The sequence below is a fragment of the Microcystis sp. M53603_WE2 genome (genome assembly GCF_030065435.1).
The window spans coordinates 1-20,562 of the sequence record NZ_JASJFF010000196.1; the positions used below are offsets into that span (position 1 = coordinate 1).

Sequence of the window (20,562 nt, forward strand, 5' to 3'; positions counted from 1 at the left end):
GAATATTCCCCTAGTGGTGGCCATGGTTCCACTACTGAAACAGTACCTTGTTAATGTTAATTTAGTCGGGACCGAAGTTCTTTCCCCCGATTATGCCGGTTCTTTTCCCCCGGAAGTTTTACCGCTTTTCTATGCGATGATGTATGGAGCCACCCTAGGAGGTAATGGTACTTTAGTGGGGGCTTCTTCTAATATTGTCGCCGCCGGCATCGCTGAACAACACGGGGGCAAAATTAGCTTTCATACCTTTCTGCGCTACGGTTTACCGGTGATGTTTACTCAGTTAGTCGTCTCGGCAATGTATATGTTAATTTTCTTTGTCTAGTCTATATCTGGGGGGCATTAATGTTAAGTTCGCCTAAGATTGACAAAAACGTTAACATTGATTAACATTCTCCTATCGTGCTAGATAATCTGGATTGAGCGGCGATCGTGAACAAAAAAATCTCTGTTTTAGCACCAGATTTATCCGGTGGTGGTGGCACAAGAGTCTATTTGATTGCTCAAGTCTTGCAACAGCTAAACTGTCAGGTGACGGTCTATGGCCCGATTTTTGGCCGGGAAATCTATCCAACCCCACCGCAGAATTTACCCGTGATATCGGTCAAAGGCAATAATTATCCCCAGTTTTTTGGCCAGATCAAAACTTTACTCGATCGCCTCTCCGGAGAGATTATCTATGCGGTTAAACCCCGTCCCACCAGTTTTGGCGTCGGCCTACTGAAACGTTTTTTTTCCCCACGTCCCCTAATTCTCGATATTGACGATTGGGAAATGAGTTGGTTTGGTGGCGATCGATGGTCCTATCGTCCTTATCCTCGACAATTAGCTAGGGATATCCTCAAAAAAAATGGTGCGCTTAGGGATCCGAATCACCCTCTTTATCTGCGTTGGATGGAAAATTTAATTAACCGCGCTGATGCGGTGACGGTTAATAATCAATTTTTGCAAAAGCGTTATGGGGGGATTTATTTACCGAATGGCAAGGATACGCAACTTTTCGATCCCAATCTCTATGATCCTGTCGCTTGTCGTCAAAAATACGGTTTATCCGCGTATAAAGTCTTAATGTTCCCGGGTACAGCTAGACCTCACAAAGGTTTAGAAGATGTCTTAATCGCTTTAGATCAAATTGGTGATCCTGATTTTAAATTGGTGGTGGTGGGAGGTCGCCAAATCGGGGATGGTTATCTGGATAGTTTGCTAGAAAAAGGTCAACCTTGGTTAATTCATTTACCTGCTCAACCGCTCGAGCGAATGCCGGAAGTTATTGCCGCTGCCCATGCTATTATCGTTCCCCAGAGGGATGAAGCTACGGCTAACGCCCAATTTCCGATTAAACTCACCGATGGTATGGCGATGGCTAAACCGATTATTTCCACTAAAGTGGCAGATATTCCCGAAATTTTAGCTGATATTGGCTATTTAGTCGAACCTCGATCGCCAGAGCAACTAGCTGTCATAATTAGAGAAGTTTTTAATCATCTCGACTCGGCTAATGCACGAGGACTAAAAGCGAGAGAGCGCTGTATCGCCTCCTATAGTACCACCGCCATGGCGACAACTCTCTCTGGCATAATTACTTCTCTGGAAGGGAAATATTAGATTGTAGCGAGTAGGATAATTGACCGTTGACTATTTACTTTCTTACTTATAGCGATGAATCCTAAGCAAATTCTCCTTAAATATACGCTGAAACACTGGGTATTAGTGGTTTCCAGCATTGTTATCGGCTTTGTCAGTACCGTATTTAATGGGGTAGGAGCTATTTTAGTTATCCCTTTGCTAATTTCTTTTATTAATCCCGAAAATGATATCTTAAAAAATGCCCCCCAAATTATCAAAAAGCTGCTCTCCGTTTTCGAGGTTTTCTCGGTCGATACTCGTTTTTTCTGGATGTTTGCGGCGATATTAGGAATTTTAATTCTCAAGCACATTACCAATTTTGTCAGTAATTTGCTAGGCACTTACTTGTCTTTAATTATGGCAAAAGATATGCGAATTGATTCAGTTATTCTGCTGCTAGAAGTGGATATAGATTATTATGTAAAAAGTAAAATAGGAGATATTTTTAATCGTTTCATGTCGGAGATTAATCGGGCTGTAGCATCAATTAGAAATTACATAAACCTGATTAAGATTATCGCTACAGCTTTCATGTACTTAGTTATTTTATTATCAATTTCTTGGCAATTAACTATTCTTTCAAGTGTTTTGGGTGGCTTTTTAGGTCTGCTTAATCAATACTTTGTCAAGAGATCGAAAAAGTTTGGAGAGATTATCACCGTAACGGCTAAACAGCAAACTAATAAACTGTTGGAACTGTTAACGGGAATTCGCCTAATTAAAGCGGTAGGCAATGAGAGATACGAATTAGAATCTATCGTGGAAGATATCGAAGCCCGGGAGAAAGCGGGTTTAGATGCCCAGATTAATAATGCTGTAATCGCTCCGCTCAATGAGATCGGTGGGGTAATTATTATTGCTTTAATTATCATTGCTGGTCGTTATCTTTTTAATGAACAAATCCAAGCTTTAGCGACGATTTTATTAACCTATCTCTATGTACTTTTCCGGGCCCTGCCGATAGTTAGTCAAATTAACAGTGCTAGGAGTAGTCTATTGGGTGATGTTTCCGCAGTAGAGGTGGTAGCGGACTTTCTCATTCGAGAGAATAAACCATTTATGAGCAATGGCTCTATTCCCTATCAAAGATTAGAGACAGGTATTCATTTTGATAACGTCCAATTTTCCTATCCTGGTCATCAAGAATTAGTTCTCAAGGGCATCGATCTTTGGATTCCAAAAGGAAAAATGATCGCTCTTGTTGGTGCTTCGGGGGCGGGAAAATCGACAATTGCTGATTTATTACCACGCTTTTATGATCCTACAGCCGGGAGAATTCTGTTTGATGGTCACGATTTACGGGATTATGAGATCAAATCTCTGAGAAAAGCCATGGGAATAGTCAGTCAAGACACTTTTCTCTTTAATAATTCTCTCCGTTTTAATATTGCCTACGGATTAAGCGATGTTAGTGATGCAGAAATTTTAGCAGCGACAAAAAGGGCGAATGCCTACGAGTTTATCTCCAAACTGCCGGAAGGACTGGATACGGAAATTGGCGATCGGGGAGTGAGACTTTCGGGGGGACAAAAACAAAGATTAGCGATCGCTCGTGCCTTACTGCGAGAGCCGGATATTCTCATTCTCGATGAAGCCACCAGTGCTTTGGATACAATTTCTGAGCGTTTAGTACAGGAAGCGATCGACGAACTCTGTCGCGAGCGGACTACTCTTGTGATCGCTCACCGTCTTTCCACTGTTCAAAAAGCCTATCAAATTGTGGTGCTGGACAAGGGAAAAGTGGCAGAAATCGGCAATCATGAGGAATTATTAGCTCAAGGTGGTCATTATGCCCGTTTACACGCTCTGCAATTCAGTGATAGCAAAGAGGCCGACTCTAAGAATAGGGAAGATGAGCAAAAAAGAAAAGCTTATTTATCCTACGAAGCGAGAAGCAGTCTTAATAGTCTTTTAGGTTCTCTGCGTCTAGTATCTGAAGATTTAATCGAAGATTCTCAGGAGAAACAGGAAATTTTAGAAGAATCCTGTAGTTCAGCCATGCGACTTCTCCATATTATCGAAGACTACGAGTATTCCTCGACTCGATAGCTCTCCTGCAAAAATCAAAAATTGTTGTCATAGTAAATCCGGTTATTAAAAACTGATTATTTATTCTCCCTTTTGCATGAGTGCCTGTCCTAATATGTAGCCTATACTCAACGGATTTAGTATTAGTTGAATAATCTTTGCAGAAAAGTGCTTCGATCCCGCAGGAAAACCTGGGCGCAATTGCGCCCCGGCATTCCCGAAATTGAGCCGCCGGGGTGAGTTCCTGCCCCAGTTAAATAAAGGTTTTTAATTGGGGTTTTGTAGTTAGCTATTTCCGGCAAAGGACGCAGGAAAATCATCTGATCTAAGGTCATATCAAGATGATAGTAATTACCTTTATAGGAACCCAAACGATTAGCTAATTCGGCCGGACTTTCCACCCGACGGGCAATAATGGCGGATTTGAGATTTGGGGCATAATCGGCCAGTTTATCAAGAACTCGATCGGCCACGCGATTTTTTAATTCTTCCGTCCATCCCGTGCCGTTTAATCCTGTTCCCTCGGCCCCGGCAATCTGATAGGGGGCAAAAAATTCGATCCAGAGGGTATGCTTGCCCTGGGGAGCCATGGAGGGATCGAGAATAGTGGGTATATCTAGGTACATCGAGGGATTTTCGTCGGGAATCTGCCCCAAAATCGTTAAAGCGTGGGCCTGTTCAACGTGACGCACGGAATCGGCGATGAGAATCGTTCCCTGTAAATACTCCTCTTTGTGATCGTAAGCCTCGAACCTTGGTGCTTCGGCGAGGGCGCAATCAATTTTAAGAATTGTTTCATTGTTATTGACAATTCGCCGTTCTACCCTTTCTCGCAATTCCGGATCGGCGGCATCCACATCGGCGGAGGCGACTAACTGTAAAAAAACTCGTCTAGCGTCAATATTAGAGATAACACCCGCTTTTGCCAGATATTCCTGTCCAGAGTCCACCCTAACCCCGATCGCTTCTCCTTCCTCAATTAGAATCTGTTTAACCTTCTGCTCGGTTAAAATCACCCCACCGAGACTAACAACACATTTCACCAGAGCCTCTGTTAGTGCGCCTGTACCACCACGAGGGCGAGCCACCCCGGGGGAGTGACGCATCGCCATCATCATCATCCCGGAGGTAATGCCTTTTTGGGAGGGAGGAGCGCCAATTTCTGCCGCTAGACGAGCCAGGGGTGCTTTGACAAATTCGCTCTCAAACCACTCATTGAGGACATCTTCGGGGGAAGTAATCATCGTGCGGATGAAGTCGAGCAGTTTCTTTTTCGAGCCGATCGCTTTCCAGACACTAGCTAAGGCACTAGAGTTATAATTGCGGGCAATTCTGAGCAAATCTTGAGGCGGAGCGTTAAACCAAGGACCGATCGCATTCAGCAACTGTGCCCAATAGTCGATAAACTGAAGGTAGCGATCGGCATCTCGCCGAGAAAACTGGGCAATTGCGGCGTGAGTTTTTTCCAGAGAGCGATAGGAAAGAAAATATTGGCCGGAGGGATGGGGACAGAAAACGGTAGGATCGAAGAATAAATACTCTAATCCGTGGCGTTTTAGCTCCAATTCCTCAATTACCGGCCCCAAAAAAATAAATTCGTGATCGATCGCACAGAGATTAAACTTAAAATCGGGGGCTAGATCTGGGATAACCGCTTCTGTGGTTGCCGCTCCTCCTGGTACGCTACGCTGTTCCAGAAGCAGGACGCGATAACCGGCTTTGAGGAGATAGGCGGCACAAACTAAACCATTATGCCCCGCACCGATGAGGATGACATCGTAACTTTCCATGCAGTTTCAAAAATTCCTATTTTTAATTTTGCGCTTTTCTTGACCCTAATATGTTAAAAATAGTTAAAGATTCGCTGCTGTCAGCAGATTTCAGCGAGCAGTTATTAGTAAGAAGCTAGAAAACCTTTAATTTTTCCTTTTTTTTATGAGTTCTGCGATTAAAGTTATGCAGCCATCGGGTATTTTAGATGGCAACCAAGCCAGCCAATTTCGCCAAGAAATTGCCGAAGCAGTGCAGGGAGGTTCAGAGGTGATTATCGTTGATTTCCAGGATGTCACCTTTATGGATAGCTCTGGTTTAGGGGCGCTGGTTTTATCCTTGAAAACCGTGCGTTCTGCGGGGGGTAAACTATTGATCTGCTCGATTAATGAGCAGATAAAAATGTTGTTTGAATTGACCGATATGGATCGAGTTTTTGAAATTTTTAATAACCGAGAAGAATTAGAACAAAAAATCCTCGGAAGTTAATTAACGAAAATCCACCTGCATGATCGAAAGATCATCCCTAAAATTACCATCAAATTGTAAAGCTTGAATTTTTTCAATAAAATTATCAAGATTTTTAGCAGAATTACAGTGATAATTTCGTAAAGATTGAATAAAGTTTTCTAGTCCCCACATCCTACCATCAGCACAATCGATCTCGTAAATTCCATCGCTAAAAAGATAAAGGCTACTGGAGAAATTCAGGGATTGAACCTGATTGATATATTCTGCTTCCGGAAACATTCCGATGGGAAAACCGGGGGCTTTCAGTCTGGTTTCAATCATCTGTCCAAAAGGTTTTTGAGTCAGGAGAACTGCCGGGGGATGACCGGCACTGGCATAGGTTAACTGTTGTTGTTTCTGATCATAAATTCCGTACCAGATAGTAAAATATTTATCATTCTTAGGACTGATTTGATAAACTTGATTTAACCCATGTAAAACCTGATTAGGTTGATAGTAATTCACCTGAGTTAAACCACGGGAACGGAGTAAATTAATCACCGAAAGGGAAGGTAAAGCCGCTCGCAAACGATGGCCTGCCACATCTAAAAGATATAACACCAAATGGTCATTATCTAACCAATAATAATCAAAACCATCGCCCCCCAATTGACGAGAAGGAAGGAAGCGAAAATCGATAGCAAGTTTGGGAGAAATAAAAGGTTCTGGTAACAGCGATCGCACATATTCCGCCGCCTCCGCTAACTCCATTTCTAGTAATTGTTTTTGCGCTTGCAGATCATGACTTAATTGATGCAAACGAATTCCCGCCCGCACGCGCGCTCTTAACTCATTAATCTCGATCGGTTTACACAAAAAATCATCTGCCCCCGCATCCAATCCCTTGACCCGATCCTCCACCGATCCCAAAGAAGTTAAGAGGATAAAAAAAGTCGTTGACAGTTGGGGATTGAGCTTAATTTGCCGGCAAACTTCCAACCCATCGATCCCCGGCATCATCCAATCACAAATAATCATCGCTGGTTTTAGTTGCCCCGCTTGCTTTAATCCTTCTTCCCCATCACTGGCAATAAAAACCTCGTATTCCTTCCGCAAAGCGCGGCTCAAAAACGTTTGAATTACTCCATCATCATCAATTACTAGAATTCGTACCATCTTTTTTGTGACTTGACTATCTCAATCTTACTGCCTACCCCCGACTCCCTGACAGATGACTTTGCTTGTCCCTCAACCAGGGATTAAATCCAGAATCGAGCTAACACATCAGTCATAGTTTGGGAAAAATGGTATAACTTCTAGCGTAAGGCATTGGAGAGGTAAGCCGGGGGTGAAGATTTCTTTTCAGGTAGATAGCGATCTCAAGTCCTTAGATACCGTTTTAAAATATTTTGAGCAACTTGAACCAGCGGGCATTCCCCAAAAAGACTGGCTCCAGTGTCAGCTTGCTCTTGCCGAAGGTTTTACCAATGCAGTCCGTCACGCTCACCGACACCTACCTCCCGAAATCCCGATCGAGATCGAGATCGAGATTACCCGATCCCAGATGGAAATTCGCATCTGGGATCGGGGTTCCGCCTTCGATTTAGAGGACTTTATCGAGAAAAACGCCTATCATGACTATAGTTTCTCTGGTCATGGGCAAGGACTGCCGATCCTCCAAAAAATCGCCGATCAACTCAGTTATACTCGCAGCGAAGATCAGCGCAACTGTCTGTTAATTATTAAACAATTTTCCCGCCATGAATCCGATCGCACCCCTAGTTTCTCCTAGTTGGTTAGTGACTAATCTCGATCGCCCCGATCTGATGGTTATTGACTGTCGTTTTCAGTTAAACGATCCCGATCTCGGTTATCAAGAGTATTTAGCCAATCATATTGAAAATGCCTTCTATTTACACCTCGATCGCGATTTATCGGCTCCCGTTGCCCCTCATGGCGGCCGTCATCCTTTACCGAATCCGCAGACGATAGCCGCTAAATTAAGCTCTTTAGGGGTGATTTCTGGTCAAACCCATGTCATCGCCTACGATTCCTCCCGTTTTGCCTTTGCCAGTCGTCTCTGGTGGTTATTACGTTATCTGGGCCATGAACGAGTCAGCATTCTCGATGGTGGTTGGCAAAATTGGTTAAATGCCGGTTATCCCGTCTCTAATCAGATACCTGTGCCGAAAACCGGCGCTTTTCTCCCCCAAGTTCAACAGGATTGGGTAGTCACGATCGAGCAGGTAAAAAGGCAAAAAGAGCAAGGGGGAGTGGTGTTAATTGATGCCAGGGAAAGCGATCGCTATCGGGGTGAAAGGGAACCGATCGATCCGATCGCCGGTCACATCGAGGGGGCGCTTAATTATCCCTGGTTGGAAGTCACCGATAGTCAGGGTTTTTCTCAACCCCAGGACCTGCAAACACAACGTTGGCAAGAGCGGCAAGGCGATCGAGAAATTATCCTCTACTGTGGTTCAGGAGTGACAGCCTGTGTTAATATCTTTTCCCTGACCCTAGCCGGATACGAGAATGTTAAGCTATATTCTGGAGGTTGGAGTGATTGGTGTTCCTACCTGATCTAACCAGCCCTATTGATACCCATCTATCGAGAAAGATTATCAAAATGACCTGATTACTGTACAATCCCTCTATTATCACTTTTAATTATTCCCAAACTATTATCTAGTTTGTCTCCTAAGTGGGTGGGTGGAATTAAATATAAGATAAACGTAGGTTGGGTTGAAGCATGAAACCCAACGCCCGCATGGGTTACGCTACCGCTAACCCATCCTACAAATAATTGTGTCTCCCTACTTAGACAAAAAAGCTAATTTTTATTTTAGTTGCTATCTTTTTGCTCTCAAATCACCGCTATTCCCCAAAGAATAGTCGTTTTCCCCCGTAAAATTACTAAAAAGTAATTTTATAGTTAAACTGTATAAAAAATTAGGTATGTATTTTGTATGACAGAAGCCGGTCTTTGTCATTGTAATGGTGGCACCCGTCCGAAAGATCGCCTTTCGATTTTTGTGGATGGCAATAATATGTTTTATGCTCAACAAAAAAATGGTTGGTTTTTTGACCCGCGTAAGGTGTTAAATTACTTCACCAACGACCCGAATATTATGTTAATTAATGCCTTTTGGTACACGGGTTTAAAAGATTCCCAAGATCAAAGAGGTTTTCGCGATGCTTTAATTAGTTTGGGTTATACGGTGAGAACAAAAATTTTGAAAGAATATTATGATGATAGTTCCGGTCGGTTTTCCCAGAAAGCTAATTTAGATATCGAAATTGTCGTCGATATGTTTAATACCGTCGATCAATACGATCGAGTGATTTTATTTAGCGGTGATGGCGATTTTGAACGAGCGATCGAACTATTGCGCTCTAAAAATACTCATATTACCGTAGTTTCTACGGAAGGGATGATCGCTAGGGAATTACGCAACGCCACCGATCGCTATATTGACCTGAACGATATTCGCAAAGATATCGAAAAAAGTGATTATTAACCAGCCGTTTTCTCTTTAAACCGGCTATTTACCCCCTTTTTCTTTATTGGTAGTCCTCACCCCAACCCCTCTCCCAGAAGGGGATCGGTGAGGCAATTAACCATCTCTTGTTTATTTTTCCTTGAGTCGAAATAGTAAAAACTGATTGACCTGATTCGGATTAAAATTATCATCACTGACTAAAATCAAAGAGCGACTGCCATCAGCTAATCTTGGACCGAGGGTCATTCCTTCCAAATTATCTAAATCAATCCCTAAAGTCCCTAAATCTAGTAATAATTTTTTCCGCAAGGGTTGCACCTGTAAAGCTTCTAATTCTCCCGGTATCCGAGCAATTTTCGACGTATCAGTGGCACTCCCATTAACTACCTGAAATAGTTTCGCTCCAAAACCTTCTAAACCAAAAGTTCGCTCTAAACTGAGAAAATAACCCTCTTTTTCTAAAGCTAATAATTCCGTTAAACCGTAGTATCTCGCACCACTGGGTGGCTCATCTAACACATACAATTGTTCTGATACTAACACAGGCGCACCAATCGGATCAATAACATAATGAAGAAGTCGCACTCTGAGATTTTCTGCTCTTTTTCCCGTGGGACTATCTTGAATTAACGCGCTTTCTGTGGCAGTAAACAAACGAAAAGGATCGTCTTTGAGAGTGCTGGTAATCCCTAAAGTTAAGGATTCAAACCCTAAATTATCCTGTATTCCTTTTTGATTGGTATCATCTGGTAAAAAGCGATTAGGAATTAACAAAGACTCCTTTAATTGTCCCTGCAAATCAAATTCAGCAATAAAAGGAGCAATTCCCTGTTTAACCGCACCTTCACTGGAAATAAACAAAGTTTGTCGGGGCGAAAAAGCGATACCTTCCGGGTCGATCGATCCCTTTTTAAACGTTTCTCCCTTGCCATCTTTTAGGAACGTGACTGCCTCTAAATTCACTTTTTCGATTTTTTCACCATTTATCTGCAAACTAGCCCGATAAAAGCGGGCCGGAGCTTTCTGAGAACGATCATCACTGAGGAGATAAAAGCGGTTATTGGCACGATCATAGGTAATTGCCGATAATCCCCCCACCCTTGTCCCTTGATAATCCGCTTGTGGCAATTGATATTCTCCCAAAAACTCGACCGAGAGGGGTAGAAACATTCGTTGTTCTGCTAAAACTTGCGGGGAGACACCACAGGCCCCCAGACTAAAGGTTACAATCAAACTAGCAATTAAACCCAAAATTGGGAAACGCAAATTTTCGGCAGTCAGTCTCTTATAGAATCGATCGATCACAAAATATCATCCTCTACTACGCTCCTATCAATCTATTATGCTACGTTTTTCTCTCAGTTTATGGCTCTGTTTGATCGGTACTTCCCTTCCTCTCCTAGCACAAACAGAAACCCCTGCACCCAATCCCCTCGAAACTCCCCTAAAAAGTCCTTTATTACCCGCAATCGATCGCCCTTTAACTCCCTTGGAGCGTCGTCAACTGTTATTATACATCGATCAACGCGATGCTGAAGCTCAAGCTAAATACGATGCGGGATTAAATGAGGAAGCTTTTCCTATCTGGTATGAAGTGATTAAATTAAATCGTTATTTAGGAGCAAAAGAAGAAGTAAAATCTTTGGGAAAAGTGGGTTTAGCAGCTTGGAATCGAGATCGAACCGAGGATGTTAAATTAATTACTGCTCGTTTAAAAGCTCTGCAAAAAACTGCGGAAACTAACCAGACAATGGACGGGGAATTATTAGCATTACTAGGTACATCCTATGAACAGGTACGAGCTTTTAATGAGGCGATAATTATCTATGATAAAATCCTAGCTAATGCCAGACAATCTGGTGATAATCTGGCAGTAGAAGCAACTTTAAATAAACTTGGTCAAATTCATTTATCCCGTTTTGATTATCAAAAAGCAGCTCCAGTCTATGAGGAATTATTAACTATTTCTAAGGTGCAGAATAATTCTTTGACTCAAGGAATTTATTTGCAAAGACTAGCAGAAATTTATCGAGAATCTCTGCAACCAGCTAACGCCGTAAAAATTAAAGAAGAAATAGCTGAAACCCAAATCAGAAATCAGCAAATACAGTTAATCCCCGCTCTAAAAATTCAAATTGGTTTAGATTACCAAGCTTTAAAAGATGCAAATAAAGCCAGCCAAAACTTTCAAGAAGCCTATTCTCTCGCTTTTGCTTTACAACAGTACGGCACCGCAGGAGAAGCTTTAAATAAGTTGGCCGAACTCTATAAAAGTTATCAACAGGTGGATTATGCTTTACAAATCTATCAAGAATTAATTAAAGTCCATGAATTGGGTTATAATTACTACGGTTTAATGAATACCTACGATCAAATCGGTCAAATTTATCTAGAGAGAAAAAATTATCCCCAAGCTTTACTCGCTTTCCAAAAAGGTGCGAAATTAGCCCAAGCTATCCGTTATCGTGAACAATATTTTCAAACCCAAATCACCCAAGTTAATCAAGCAATAAATAATCCTGAACAGTGATCTTTAAGTCTTTGAATAGTTAACTAATGGACATATAAGTAGGTGGGTGGAATTAAATATAAGATGAACGTAGGTTGGGTTGAAGCATGAAACCCAACGCCCGCATGGGTTACGCTACCGCTAACCCATCCTACAAATAATTGTGCCTCCCTACTTAAATGGGGAAATGGGGACTAAGAAATATCTTCCCCAACACCCTAAAACCCCAACACCCCAACACCCTAAAACCCAAAACCCAACCCACCAATGGAAAATTCCTATTCTGAATTAACCGAAGACTTGCTGAAATTGCTGCAACATTTGCCCCACTTAAAAGATAGTAAATGGATTCAAAGATCTCTGGAAGCAATAGTCAGAATTGCCGAGGAGGAAATCGATCGCCTGGATTGGAAAATTTTAACCTACGCGATCGAAGATCTAGAAAAGGGATTTCAGGTATTTTACCCCTACCGTCACATTCGTAAACTTACCATTTTTGGCTCGGCACGCATCAAACCCGACAGCAGTGAATACCGTCTCGCAGTAGAGTTCGCACGTCGTATCAGTCAATACGGTTTTATGGTGTTAACCGGCGCTGGGGGTGGCATCATGCAAGCAGGGAATGAAGGTGCTGGACGGGAAAATTCCTTCGGATTAAATATTCAGCTACCCTTTGAACAGGGGGCTAATCCCCATATCATAAATGATGCCAAATTAATCGATTTTAAATATTTCTTTACCAGAAAACTATTTTTTCTGCGGGAAAGTGACGCAGTAGCTTTATTCCCCGGTGGTTTCGGCACCCAAGATGAGGCCTTTGAAACCCTTACCCTCTGTCAAACCGGTAAATACGGACCTGCACCCCTAGTATTAATTGATGAGCCTGATGGGGATTACTGGCAAACTTGGCAAGAACAAATTAGTGAAAATCTGCAAAAAAGAGGACTGATATCCGCCGAAGATCGGAATTTTTATACTATTACCAACGATCTAGACTACGCTTGTCAAACAATTCGCCACTTCTATCGGGTGTATCACTCCAGCCGTTTTGTGGGAGAATCCTTTGTTATTCGTCTTAATCACGAACTAAGCGGGGAACAGATCGAACAAATTAACCAAAACTTCGGCGATATCCTAGTTAAGGGGAAAATCGAACCTAGTCAAATTCTAGAACGAGAAAGTCGGGATTCCACCCACCATTTACCCCGTCTAGTTTTTTACTTTAACGGCAAGAATTACGGACGCTTGTATCAGTTAATTGATCACATCAACGATTTGAGTCCTGTAGTTGCCCTCGAAGAGCATCCCGAAAGAAAATAAACCCTAGGCCAGAGTTTCCGGACAGTATCCTAAACCCTTAGTAAATTGTTGCCGAAAAACCTCTATATCTTGCTGATCCGGGGTACCATGGGACACGATCGCCACTTGGTAACGACGCATGACATCAATAGGAGATTGTCCCGTTTCCAAACTCCAAAAAACCATCTGGAGACGCATTTCCGGTTGATAGGGAATCCCTAACTCATTCATGTAGGCGCGAAAATCCCCGTGTTGGCAAGGAGTAAGCATTTGATTAAACTTGACCTTGACCACCCAACCGTTAATCTGATGGATAACCGTCATGACGGAGGAGGGTAGATGAGTCATCGATCGCAGGTATTCGGTGACTCGTAGCGTTAGACTAGCGTTAGCAAGAAAATAGAGATAGTCCATAGTGGCCGCTGGGATGTTGGCTAATAGTCACGATTAGTGTTATATCTCTAGTCTGACGATAAACCGTTCCAGATATCAAGGGGAGAAATCCCCGATTTAGTGAAGTTCGCCTGGGTAGAATTACCCAACTTTTGCGAAGATCTTTATGATGATAACGACGATGATCCCTGACCAATCACTCTCCAGCTACGATTATCACCTTCCTCCGGAGTTAATTGCCCAAAATCCCGCAGACCCCCGAGACAGTTCCCGTCTTTTGGTGTTAGATTCTCCTAATAGTCATAATTTGGCTATTTTTCGGGATTTACCCACTTGGTTAGAGCCGGGGGATTTGTTGGTTCTCAACGATACCCGCGTGATTCCGGCCCGTTTATTTGGACGTAAAACCACCGGCGCACCCATAGAAATATTACTATTGGAAGAACAAGATAACTATCGTTGGTTATCCCTAGTGAAACCTGGAAAACGCTTTAAAGTCGGTTCAGAAGTCCTTTTTTATCCGAAAACAGGGCGAACGGAAGACCAAGCAAAATTATGGTTAGCGAAAGTAATCGATCGAGATCTAAACACCAGTGGTCGTCTGCTAGAATTTCAACGTCATCCCGGACGCAGTTTTTGGGATATGTTGGAGGAGTACGGTCATATTCCATTCCCCCCCTACGTCACCGAATCAGAGGCGGAAGAAGACCGTTATCAAACAGTTTACGGTTATAAACAGGGTTCTGTGGCCGCTCCCACGGCCGGATTACATTTTACTCCCGAATTATTCCATAAGCTCGCCCAGAAGGGTATAGATACCGCCTATATCACCCTTCATGTGGGAGTGGGAACCTTTCGTCCCGTGGAAGTGGAAAATATTACAGAACACCTAATGCACCAAGAATTTTTGCAGATTTCCGCCGAAACTGCCGAAAAAATCGCCCAAACAAAGGCTAGAGGTGGCCGGGTTATCGCCGTAGGAACCACGGTAGCTCGCGCCTTGGAAGGGGCAATTAAAGAAACTAAGAGCGATAAATTAACCGCTTTTCAGGGAAAAACCAATTTATTTGTCTATCCGGGTTATCAATGGCGGGTTATCGACGGCATGATCACTAATTTTCACCTACCCAAGTCCAGTTTGATGATGTTAGTCAGTGCCTTAGTCGGACGGGAAAGACTACTGGCATTGTATCAAGCAGCTATCCAAGAACGTTTCCGTTTCTATTCCTTCGGTGACGCTATGTTAATCCTACCCAGCGCTTGCAGCAGTAATCGGTAAGTAGTTGGGCAAAATTACATCCACACCCTAGAAAGAAGGAGGAGCAGAACTGCGGAAAGGGCAACAGGAAAGGGGAAAAATATGTGTAAGCGGCCCGCGCATCTAAATTGGTCTAGGTCGATTATCGAACCACCTCTAGCCTGTTGTCTATCCTAACCAAGAAATGAAAAGAAAAGATATTAAAATTGGTCGCCGCTATTCTAGCAAACCCCTGCAAATATTTTTAATTATTGCGTTCATCGTCGCCGCTCCCTTTGCTATTTTTTATCTTATTGCCTTGGCCTATCTCTGGCAAGGCGATCGACTTTTGGCCGCGGGGGAGAAGGAATCGGCTCTGTCTGCTTACCGAACAGTTTTATCTTTTCACGAAAATTCAGTCCAAGCCCATATAAAAATCGCTCAGGTCTTGCAAAGTCAAAAACGCTATTCTGAAGCCTTACAAGCATATAATCGTGGCTTTATCGTTAATAATAAACCACCGATGGAACCCTCCCAAAGTAATTATTTAGTGGCTTTGGGGGATATCTTCGCGCAGGAGGAAAAATGGTCAGAGGCGATCGATGCTTACCAAAAAGCAATTATCATTAAACCAACTTTTAAAGCGCAATTTCAGCTAGGAAAAGCCCTCTATAGTTCACAACGTTGGGATGAGGCGGCGAAAGCTCTGCAAGCAGCGGTTTTTCTCGATCCTACTCAGGGAAAAGCCTATTTTTATCTGGGAAAGGCCTACAGTGAACAGCAACTCTGGCCAGAGGCCAGTTATGCCTATCAGCAAGCTCTAGAATTGATACCTAATCAGGGTGAAACCTACAAAAAATTAGGAGAAACCCTAGCAAAACAGGGAAAATGGGAGGAAGCAGAGCAAATATATCGACAGGCTTTAATTTACGCCCCTAAAGATGGGGATATTTATAATTATTTAGGTAAAGCTTTAGCGGAACAGGGAAAACTAGGGGAAGCCATGGCAGTTTTTCAACAGGCGCGCCAAATTAGTCCCAAGAATGCTAATATTTACGAAAATCTCTGTTATATCTATATCAACAACGGTCAGATCGATGAGGGTCTAAATTGGTGTCGGCAGGCCGTAGAAATTGATCCCAATTTATCAGAAGTTAGATTTATTTTAGAGGAAATTCAACGGGGGCGATTGATTCACGACAATCCCGAATTATTAAAAATGCCAGAGATAATTCCCAGTGTTAAGAGTGATCCTCTGGTGAATTTAAAACGCTCAATTGTTAAAATTGTCATTCGTGGCAAAAATAACAATGGTATCGGCACTGGTTGGTTATTAAAACGAGATCAAGATACAGCTTGGATCGTGACTAACCGCCATGTGGTTACGAATTACCGTCAAGAAATCGATGCAGGGGCGCGCATTTTTGTCGAGTATTATAGCCAACCACCCCAGGGAAAAATTCCCAAGCGTTCAAAAGCTAAAATTCTCCACACTACCCCCCCTAACGACTGGCTCGATTTAGCAGTATTAGAGGTAAAAAATCCCCCCCCAGATTTAAAACCTTTAGCTTTAGCGCCCCTACCAATTGCCGCTAATCAACCAGTAATCTCGATCGGTAATCCTTTTAATCAAAAAGATTGGACTGTCAGCAAAGGCACTGTTAATGATAATAACCAAAAATCCTTAAGTTTGTCCATGTTTGTCGTTTCTGGACAGTCGGGAAGTCCAGTTTTAAACGATAAAAATCAAGTGGTGGGAGTGATTTCCCAAGCGAGTTTATTTTGTGATGATCCCTCCACTCCTAAACCCCTAGAAAATGCCGTTAAATTGGGCTGCGGTTTCGCAATTCCCATTGACAGGGTGCGAGAAAGGTTAAGGGAGTGGGAATTATGAATTGGGAAGTGGGGAAGTGGGGAAGTGGGGTGTGGGGAGGTGGGGAAGCGGGGTGTGGGGTGTAGGGTGTAGGGTGTAGGGTGTGGGGTGTGGGGTGTGGGGTGTGGGGTGTGGGGTGTGGGAAGTATAAATAAAAATAATCTCCTGTCTCCTGTCTCGGAGTCTCCTGTCTCGGAGTCTCCTGTCTCCTGATAACTGCTATGCTAGTCTAGGCAGAAAACCAGTCGATCGAGATCACCGTGGCTAACCAAGAAGCAACTTCCCCCGCTATTCGTACCCCCTTATATGACCTAATTGCCCAACAAACCAGCAAATTTACCCCTTTTGCGGGTTGGGAGATGCCGATACAGTTTAGCGGCCTAAAAATCGAACATAATGCTGTCCGCAATGGTGTCGGGATGTTTGACATTTCCCACATGGGCAAATTTATCTTAACTGGAGATAATCTGGTTCAATCTCTCCAAACCCTAGTTCCCTCTAATTTAGCCCGTTTAAGGGCAGGAAAAGCACAATATAGCGTTTTACTTAACCCGGACGGTGGCATAATCGATGATATTATCTTTTACTACCAAAGCGAAAGCCAAGGCGTATTAATTGTTAATGCCTCAACCACCGATAAAGATCGAGAATGGATTTTAGGCAATTTAGAGGGTTCGGGGGTCAAATTAAAGGATTTATCGCGAGAAAGGGTCTTAATTGCCCTGCAAGGACCCAAGGCGGCCACAATTTTACAGCCCTTGGTCGGGGAAAAATTAAGCGATTTTGGCCTATTTAATCACTGGGAAAGCCAGCTTTTCGGGGAAAAAGTTTTTATCGCTAGGACCGGTTACACGGGAGAAGATGGTTTTGAAATTATGGCCGCTCCTGAAATCGGGCAGCGACTTTGGACGGAATTCTTAAATTTAGGGGTGACTCCCTGCGGTTTAGGAGCGCGGGATACCCTGCGTTTAGAGGCAGCTTTAGCCCTTTATGGACAGGATATCGACGATAGCACGAGTCCCCTAGAGGCAGGCTTAAATTGGTTGGTTCATCTGCCAGAAAAAGGCGATTTTATCGGTCGCAATGTCCTTGAAGACCAAAAACTTAATGGTGTGAATCGGCGCTTGGTGGGATTGCAGATGTCCGGCAAACATATCGCCCGTCACGATTATCCGGTAGTATTCGCTGGGGAAGTGGTGGGTAAAGTCACCAGTGGCACTTTATCACCAACTTTAAACACAGCGATCGCTTTAGCCTATCTTCCCACACCTTTCGCCTCGATCGGACAGGCGATCGAAGTAGAAATCCGCGGCACTACCTACCCCGCTACCGTCGTTAAAAAACCCTTTTATAAAAGTAAAAAGTAGTGGTTTGTTTCAGCTAATTTGGTGTATTAGAAAAATGCTATAAATTCTATAATCTAAGACTTTAAGCCGAAATCTATTGCCCTATTTTAGCTGAAACAGTCCAGTAGGGTGCGTTAGCGCAGCGTAACGCACCAACCTAAAGCACCGAGAAAAAAGGAGCAATAATTTGGTGGGTTACGGCGAACACAAAATCAATACTAAACTGTAGCAGTTACCGTCGCCTAACCCACCCTACAGCTGAATCCTGAAAATGCAATCCGTAGACTTTACCACCCTCAGCGCCACTTGTGCCGAAATTGCCGCCACTTGGCTGCCCGCAAGACTAGAACAAGTGTATCAAATTGATCGCCAAACGATCGCCCTCCATTTACGAACCTTCGATCGCAAGGGATGGTTAATTATTTCTTGGCATCCCCAAGGGGCGCGGCTGCATATTGGTGATCCACCGCCAAAAGTCCCAGATACCTTCACTTTCAGCGATCAATTGCGTCATCAACTCAATGGTTTTGCCCTGACAAAATTAGCATTTGTTGCCCCGTGGGAAAGAGTCATCGATCTACAATTTGCCCAACGTCCCGATGATCCGGCCCTGGGGCATTTGTATATAGAAATTATGGGCAAATATAGCAATGTTATTTTAACTGCGGCTGACAATCAAATTGTCACCGTTGCCCATCAAGTCAATGCCACCCAGTCTAGTGTTCGCACCGTACAAACGGGACAAATCTATCAACTACCCCCCGTTTTATTGGCAACAAATCCCAGTTTAGAAGAATCCTTGAGCAGTTGGCAAGCCAGAGTTAGTTTAATCCCTAAAACTATCGAAAAACAGTTAGTTAGTACCTATCGTGGTGTTAGTCCGGTCATCGCTCGATCGCTGTTGCAAAAAGCCAAAATTAACCCGAAATTAAACACGGATCAGTTAGATACTAATGATTGGGAAAAGCTCTTTTCGGCCTGGCAAGAATGGTTAAAAATGCTCGAAAATAAAACCTTTCAACCGGGATGGACAAGCGAAGGTTATACAGTTATCGGTGGGGAGATGCTGGCGGCGGCTAAAAATGTCCAAGAATTATTAAACCGTTATTATAGCGACCAAATTAATCAAGAAAGTTTTCGACAACTACAGCAAAAATTAAGCCAAAAAATCACCTCTTTACTGACTAAACTGCAAACCAAAGCCGCAGGATTTCAAAGAAGACTAGCAGAATCTGCTCATGCTGATCGCTATAAAGAGCAAGGGGATTTATTAATGGCAAATCTGCAGCAAATACAGCAGGGAATGACTAGCATTAGTTTGGCGGATTTCCAGACAGGAACACCTGTAATTATTCCTCTCGATCCCGAAAGAAATCCCGTGCAGAATGCCCAATATTTTTATAAACAACATCAGAAATTAAAAAGGGCGCGGTTAGCGGTGGAACCTTTATTAGAGGAAGTGGTCAGTGAAATTAATTATCTCGAACAAGTGCGATCGAGTTTAAGTCAACTAGAAAATTATAGCAGCAGCGAAGATTTACAGGCATTAGACGAGATACAAGAAGAATTAATCCAACAAAAGTATCTAGAAAGCAATTACCAGCGTAATCGGACGAATAACAAAGAATCTGAACCCATGCGCTTTATTACTCCCTCTGGAGTAGAATTATGGATTGGCAGAAATAACCGTCAAAATGATCGGCTAACTTTTCGTAGCGCCAGCGATTACGATATCTGGTTTCATAGTCAAGAAATCGCTGGTAGTCACGTTTTACTCCGTTTAACCCCCGGTACAGTTCCAGAAGCCGCCGATCTGCAATTTGCCGCCGATTACGCCGCTTATTATAGCCGCGCTCGCCATAGTGAACAGGTTCCCGTCGTCTATACCCGTCCCAAATACGTCTATAAACCCAAGGGCGCCAAGCCCGGTATGGTGGTTTACAAACAGGAAACGGTAATCTGGGGCTGTCCTCAGAGGGTTGAAGATTACCGCAAAAAATAATTTTCTACCAAATTGTTTACTTTTTTTTACACAAAATGGGTATTGTCTGTTACAATTGTTACTAGAGAGACAAATGCAGTTCAGGCGCTTGGGAACGCAAGAACTATATTTCCTCGGATTACAACAACAAACAACAGCAAACCAGTGGTAGCAGCCGATAGTCTCGGGAAAGACACAAAAAACCGACTATTCAGGTGATATTAAAGCGACCACTGGTATTTTATCCTCACCTAACCGCTTCTGTCACTTTCCTCAACTTTCTTTTGGGTTTCCGAGACTTATTGCCCAGTTGACTGAGTTTGATTGTTGAGAATATTTGCTCTATCTTTGGGATGAAAGAGGGATAGTTGGCATCCAGCTTTTTTTGACATACCCCACGCCGTTTACGACGTGGATTCTTCTAGCATCACTGCTGTGAATTTCTGGCTCAACGAGTCCACTTGAATTAGATTCCTGGCGAAATCCAACCCAGAGGTGGTTCTCTCCCCAGACTTTCGCGACCTTACAGAAGCCTGTTTTCGGGGGCCCC

At 43.2% G+C, this 20,562-nt stretch carries 16 protein-coding genes and 1 pseudogene; 13 read left to right on the forward strand and 4 right to left on the reverse strand.

Annotated elements, in window-relative coordinates:
* The 3 genes and pseudogenes from PX481_RS04120 to PX481_RS04130 form a co-directional block, all read left to right on the forward strand.
* Positions 1–325: pseudogene (locus PX481_RS04120) on the forward strand (transporter); the annotation flags it as partial.
* 107 nt (positions 326–432) lie between these two features.
* On the forward strand, positions 433–1,605 hold the full coding sequence (locus PX481_RS04125; RefSeq protein WP_288093746.1) for a glycosyltransferase: 1,173 nt from the start codon (positions 433–435) through the stop codon (positions 1,603–1,605).
* A 54-nt stretch (positions 1,606–1,659) separates the two neighbouring features.
* Entirely contained in the window at positions 1,660–3,675 is a 2,016-nt protein-coding gene (locus tag PX481_RS04130; RefSeq protein ID WP_288093747.1) for an ABC transporter ATP-binding protein, read from the forward strand.
* Between the two features lie 122 nt (positions 3,676–3,797).
* Here PX481_RS04130 and crtO read toward each other — a convergent pair whose 3' ends face one another.
* Complete coding sequence (gene crtO, locus PX481_RS04135; RefSeq protein WP_288093748.1) at positions 3,798–5,444, reverse strand: beta-carotene ketolase CrtO; 1,647 nt, start codon at positions 5,442–5,444, stop codon at positions 3,798–3,800.
* A 145-nt stretch (positions 5,445–5,589) separates the two neighbouring features.
* Between crtO and PX481_RS04140 the strand changes: the two genes are divergently transcribed.
* Positions 5,590–5,913, forward strand: a complete 324-nt coding sequence (locus tag PX481_RS04140; RefSeq protein WP_002756645.1) for an STAS domain-containing protein — start codon at positions 5,590–5,592, stop codon at positions 5,911–5,913.
* Here PX481_RS04140 and PX481_RS04145 read toward each other — a convergent pair whose 3' ends face one another.
* Complete coding sequence (locus tag PX481_RS04145; protein WP_288093750.1) at positions 5,914–7,050, reverse strand: PP2C family protein-serine/threonine phosphatase; 1,137 nt, start codon at positions 7,048–7,050, stop codon at positions 5,914–5,916.
* Positions 7,051–7,222: 172 nt separating this feature from the next.
* On the opposite strand from PX481_RS04145, the gene PX481_RS04150 reads away from it, so the two are divergent.
* The 3 genes from PX481_RS04150 to PX481_RS04160 all read left to right on the forward strand — a co-directional run bounded on the left by PX481_RS04150 (position 7,223) and on the right by PX481_RS04160 (position 9,392).
* Positions 7,223–7,666 carry an ATP-binding protein gene (locus tag PX481_RS04150; protein WP_002756640.1) on the forward strand — a complete coding sequence of 148 codons (444 nt, stop codon included), beginning with the start codon at positions 7,223–7,225 and terminating at the stop codon, positions 7,664–7,666.
* Positions 7,635–8,459 carry a sulfurtransferase gene (locus PX481_RS04155; protein WP_288093752.1) on the forward strand — a complete coding sequence of 275 codons (825 nt, stop codon included), beginning with the start codon at positions 7,635–7,637 and terminating at the stop codon, positions 8,457–8,459. Before PX481_RS04150 ends, PX481_RS04155 begins: the two co-directional genes overlap by 32 nt.
* 381 nt (positions 8,460–8,840) lie before the next feature.
* Complete coding sequence (locus PX481_RS04160) at positions 8,841–9,392, forward strand: LabA-like NYN domain-containing protein (protein ID WP_002751943.1); 552 nt, start codon at positions 8,841–8,843, stop codon at positions 9,390–9,392.
* 111 nt (positions 9,393–9,503) lie between these two features.
* Here PX481_RS04160 and PX481_RS04165 read toward each other — a convergent pair whose 3' ends face one another.
* On the reverse strand, positions 9,504–10,679 hold the full coding sequence (locus tag PX481_RS04165; RefSeq protein ID WP_052275540.1) for an esterase-like activity of phytase family protein: 1,176 nt from the start codon (positions 10,677–10,679) through the stop codon (positions 9,504–9,506).
* Positions 10,680–10,716: 37 nt separating this feature from the next.
* On the opposite strand from PX481_RS04165, the gene PX481_RS04170 reads away from it, so the two are divergent.
* Both PX481_RS04170 and PX481_RS04175 read left to right on the forward strand, forming a co-directional pair.
* The gene (locus PX481_RS04170; protein WP_288093755.1) at positions 10,717–11,904 is read left to right on the forward strand and encodes a tetratricopeptide repeat protein; all 1,188 of its coding nucleotides are present in this window, start codon (positions 10,717–10,719) and stop codon (positions 11,902–11,904) included.
* A 246-nt stretch (positions 11,905–12,150) separates the two neighbouring features.
* Positions 12,151–13,203 carry an LOG family protein gene (locus tag PX481_RS04175; RefSeq protein WP_288093757.1) on the forward strand — a complete coding sequence of 351 codons (1,053 nt, stop codon included), beginning with the start codon at positions 12,151–12,153 and terminating at the stop codon, positions 13,201–13,203.
* 3 nt (positions 13,204–13,206) lie between these two features.
* On the opposite strand, the gene PX481_RS04180 is transcribed toward PX481_RS04175, so the two are convergent.
* On the reverse strand, positions 13,207–13,596 hold the full coding sequence (locus PX481_RS04180; protein ID WP_190380781.1) for a hypothetical protein: 390 nt from the start codon (positions 13,594–13,596) through the stop codon (positions 13,207–13,209).
* Positions 13,597–13,756: 160 nt separating this feature from the next.
* Between PX481_RS04180 and queA the strand changes: the two genes are divergently transcribed.
* From queA to PX481_RS04200, 4 genes are all read left to right on the forward strand, one after another.
* Positions 13,757–14,854 carry a tRNA preQ1(34) S-adenosylmethionine ribosyltransferase-isomerase QueA gene (queA, locus tag PX481_RS04185; RefSeq protein WP_288059929.1) on the forward strand — a complete coding sequence of 366 codons (1,098 nt, stop codon included), beginning with the start codon at positions 13,757–13,759 and terminating at the stop codon, positions 14,852–14,854.
* A 163-nt stretch (positions 14,855–15,017) separates the two neighbouring features.
* On the forward strand, positions 15,018–16,706 hold the full coding sequence (locus PX481_RS04190) for a serine protease (protein WP_002756621.1): 1,689 nt from the start codon (positions 15,018–15,020) through the stop codon (positions 16,704–16,706).
* A 239-nt stretch (positions 16,707–16,945) separates the two neighbouring features.
* Positions 16,946–18,052 (forward strand): glycine cleavage system aminomethyltransferase GcvT, encoded by a 1,107-nt coding sequence (gene gcvT / locus PX481_RS04195; protein ID WP_002756620.1) that lies wholly within the window; start codon positions 16,946–16,948, stop codon positions 18,050–18,052.
* A gap of 250 nt (positions 18,053–18,302) precedes the next feature.
* Positions 18,303–20,033 (forward strand): Rqc2 family fibronectin-binding protein, encoded by a 1,731-nt coding sequence (locus PX481_RS04200; protein WP_002756619.1) that lies wholly within the window; start codon positions 18,303–18,305, stop codon positions 20,031–20,033.
* Positions 20,034–20,562: the final 529 nt, after the last annotated feature.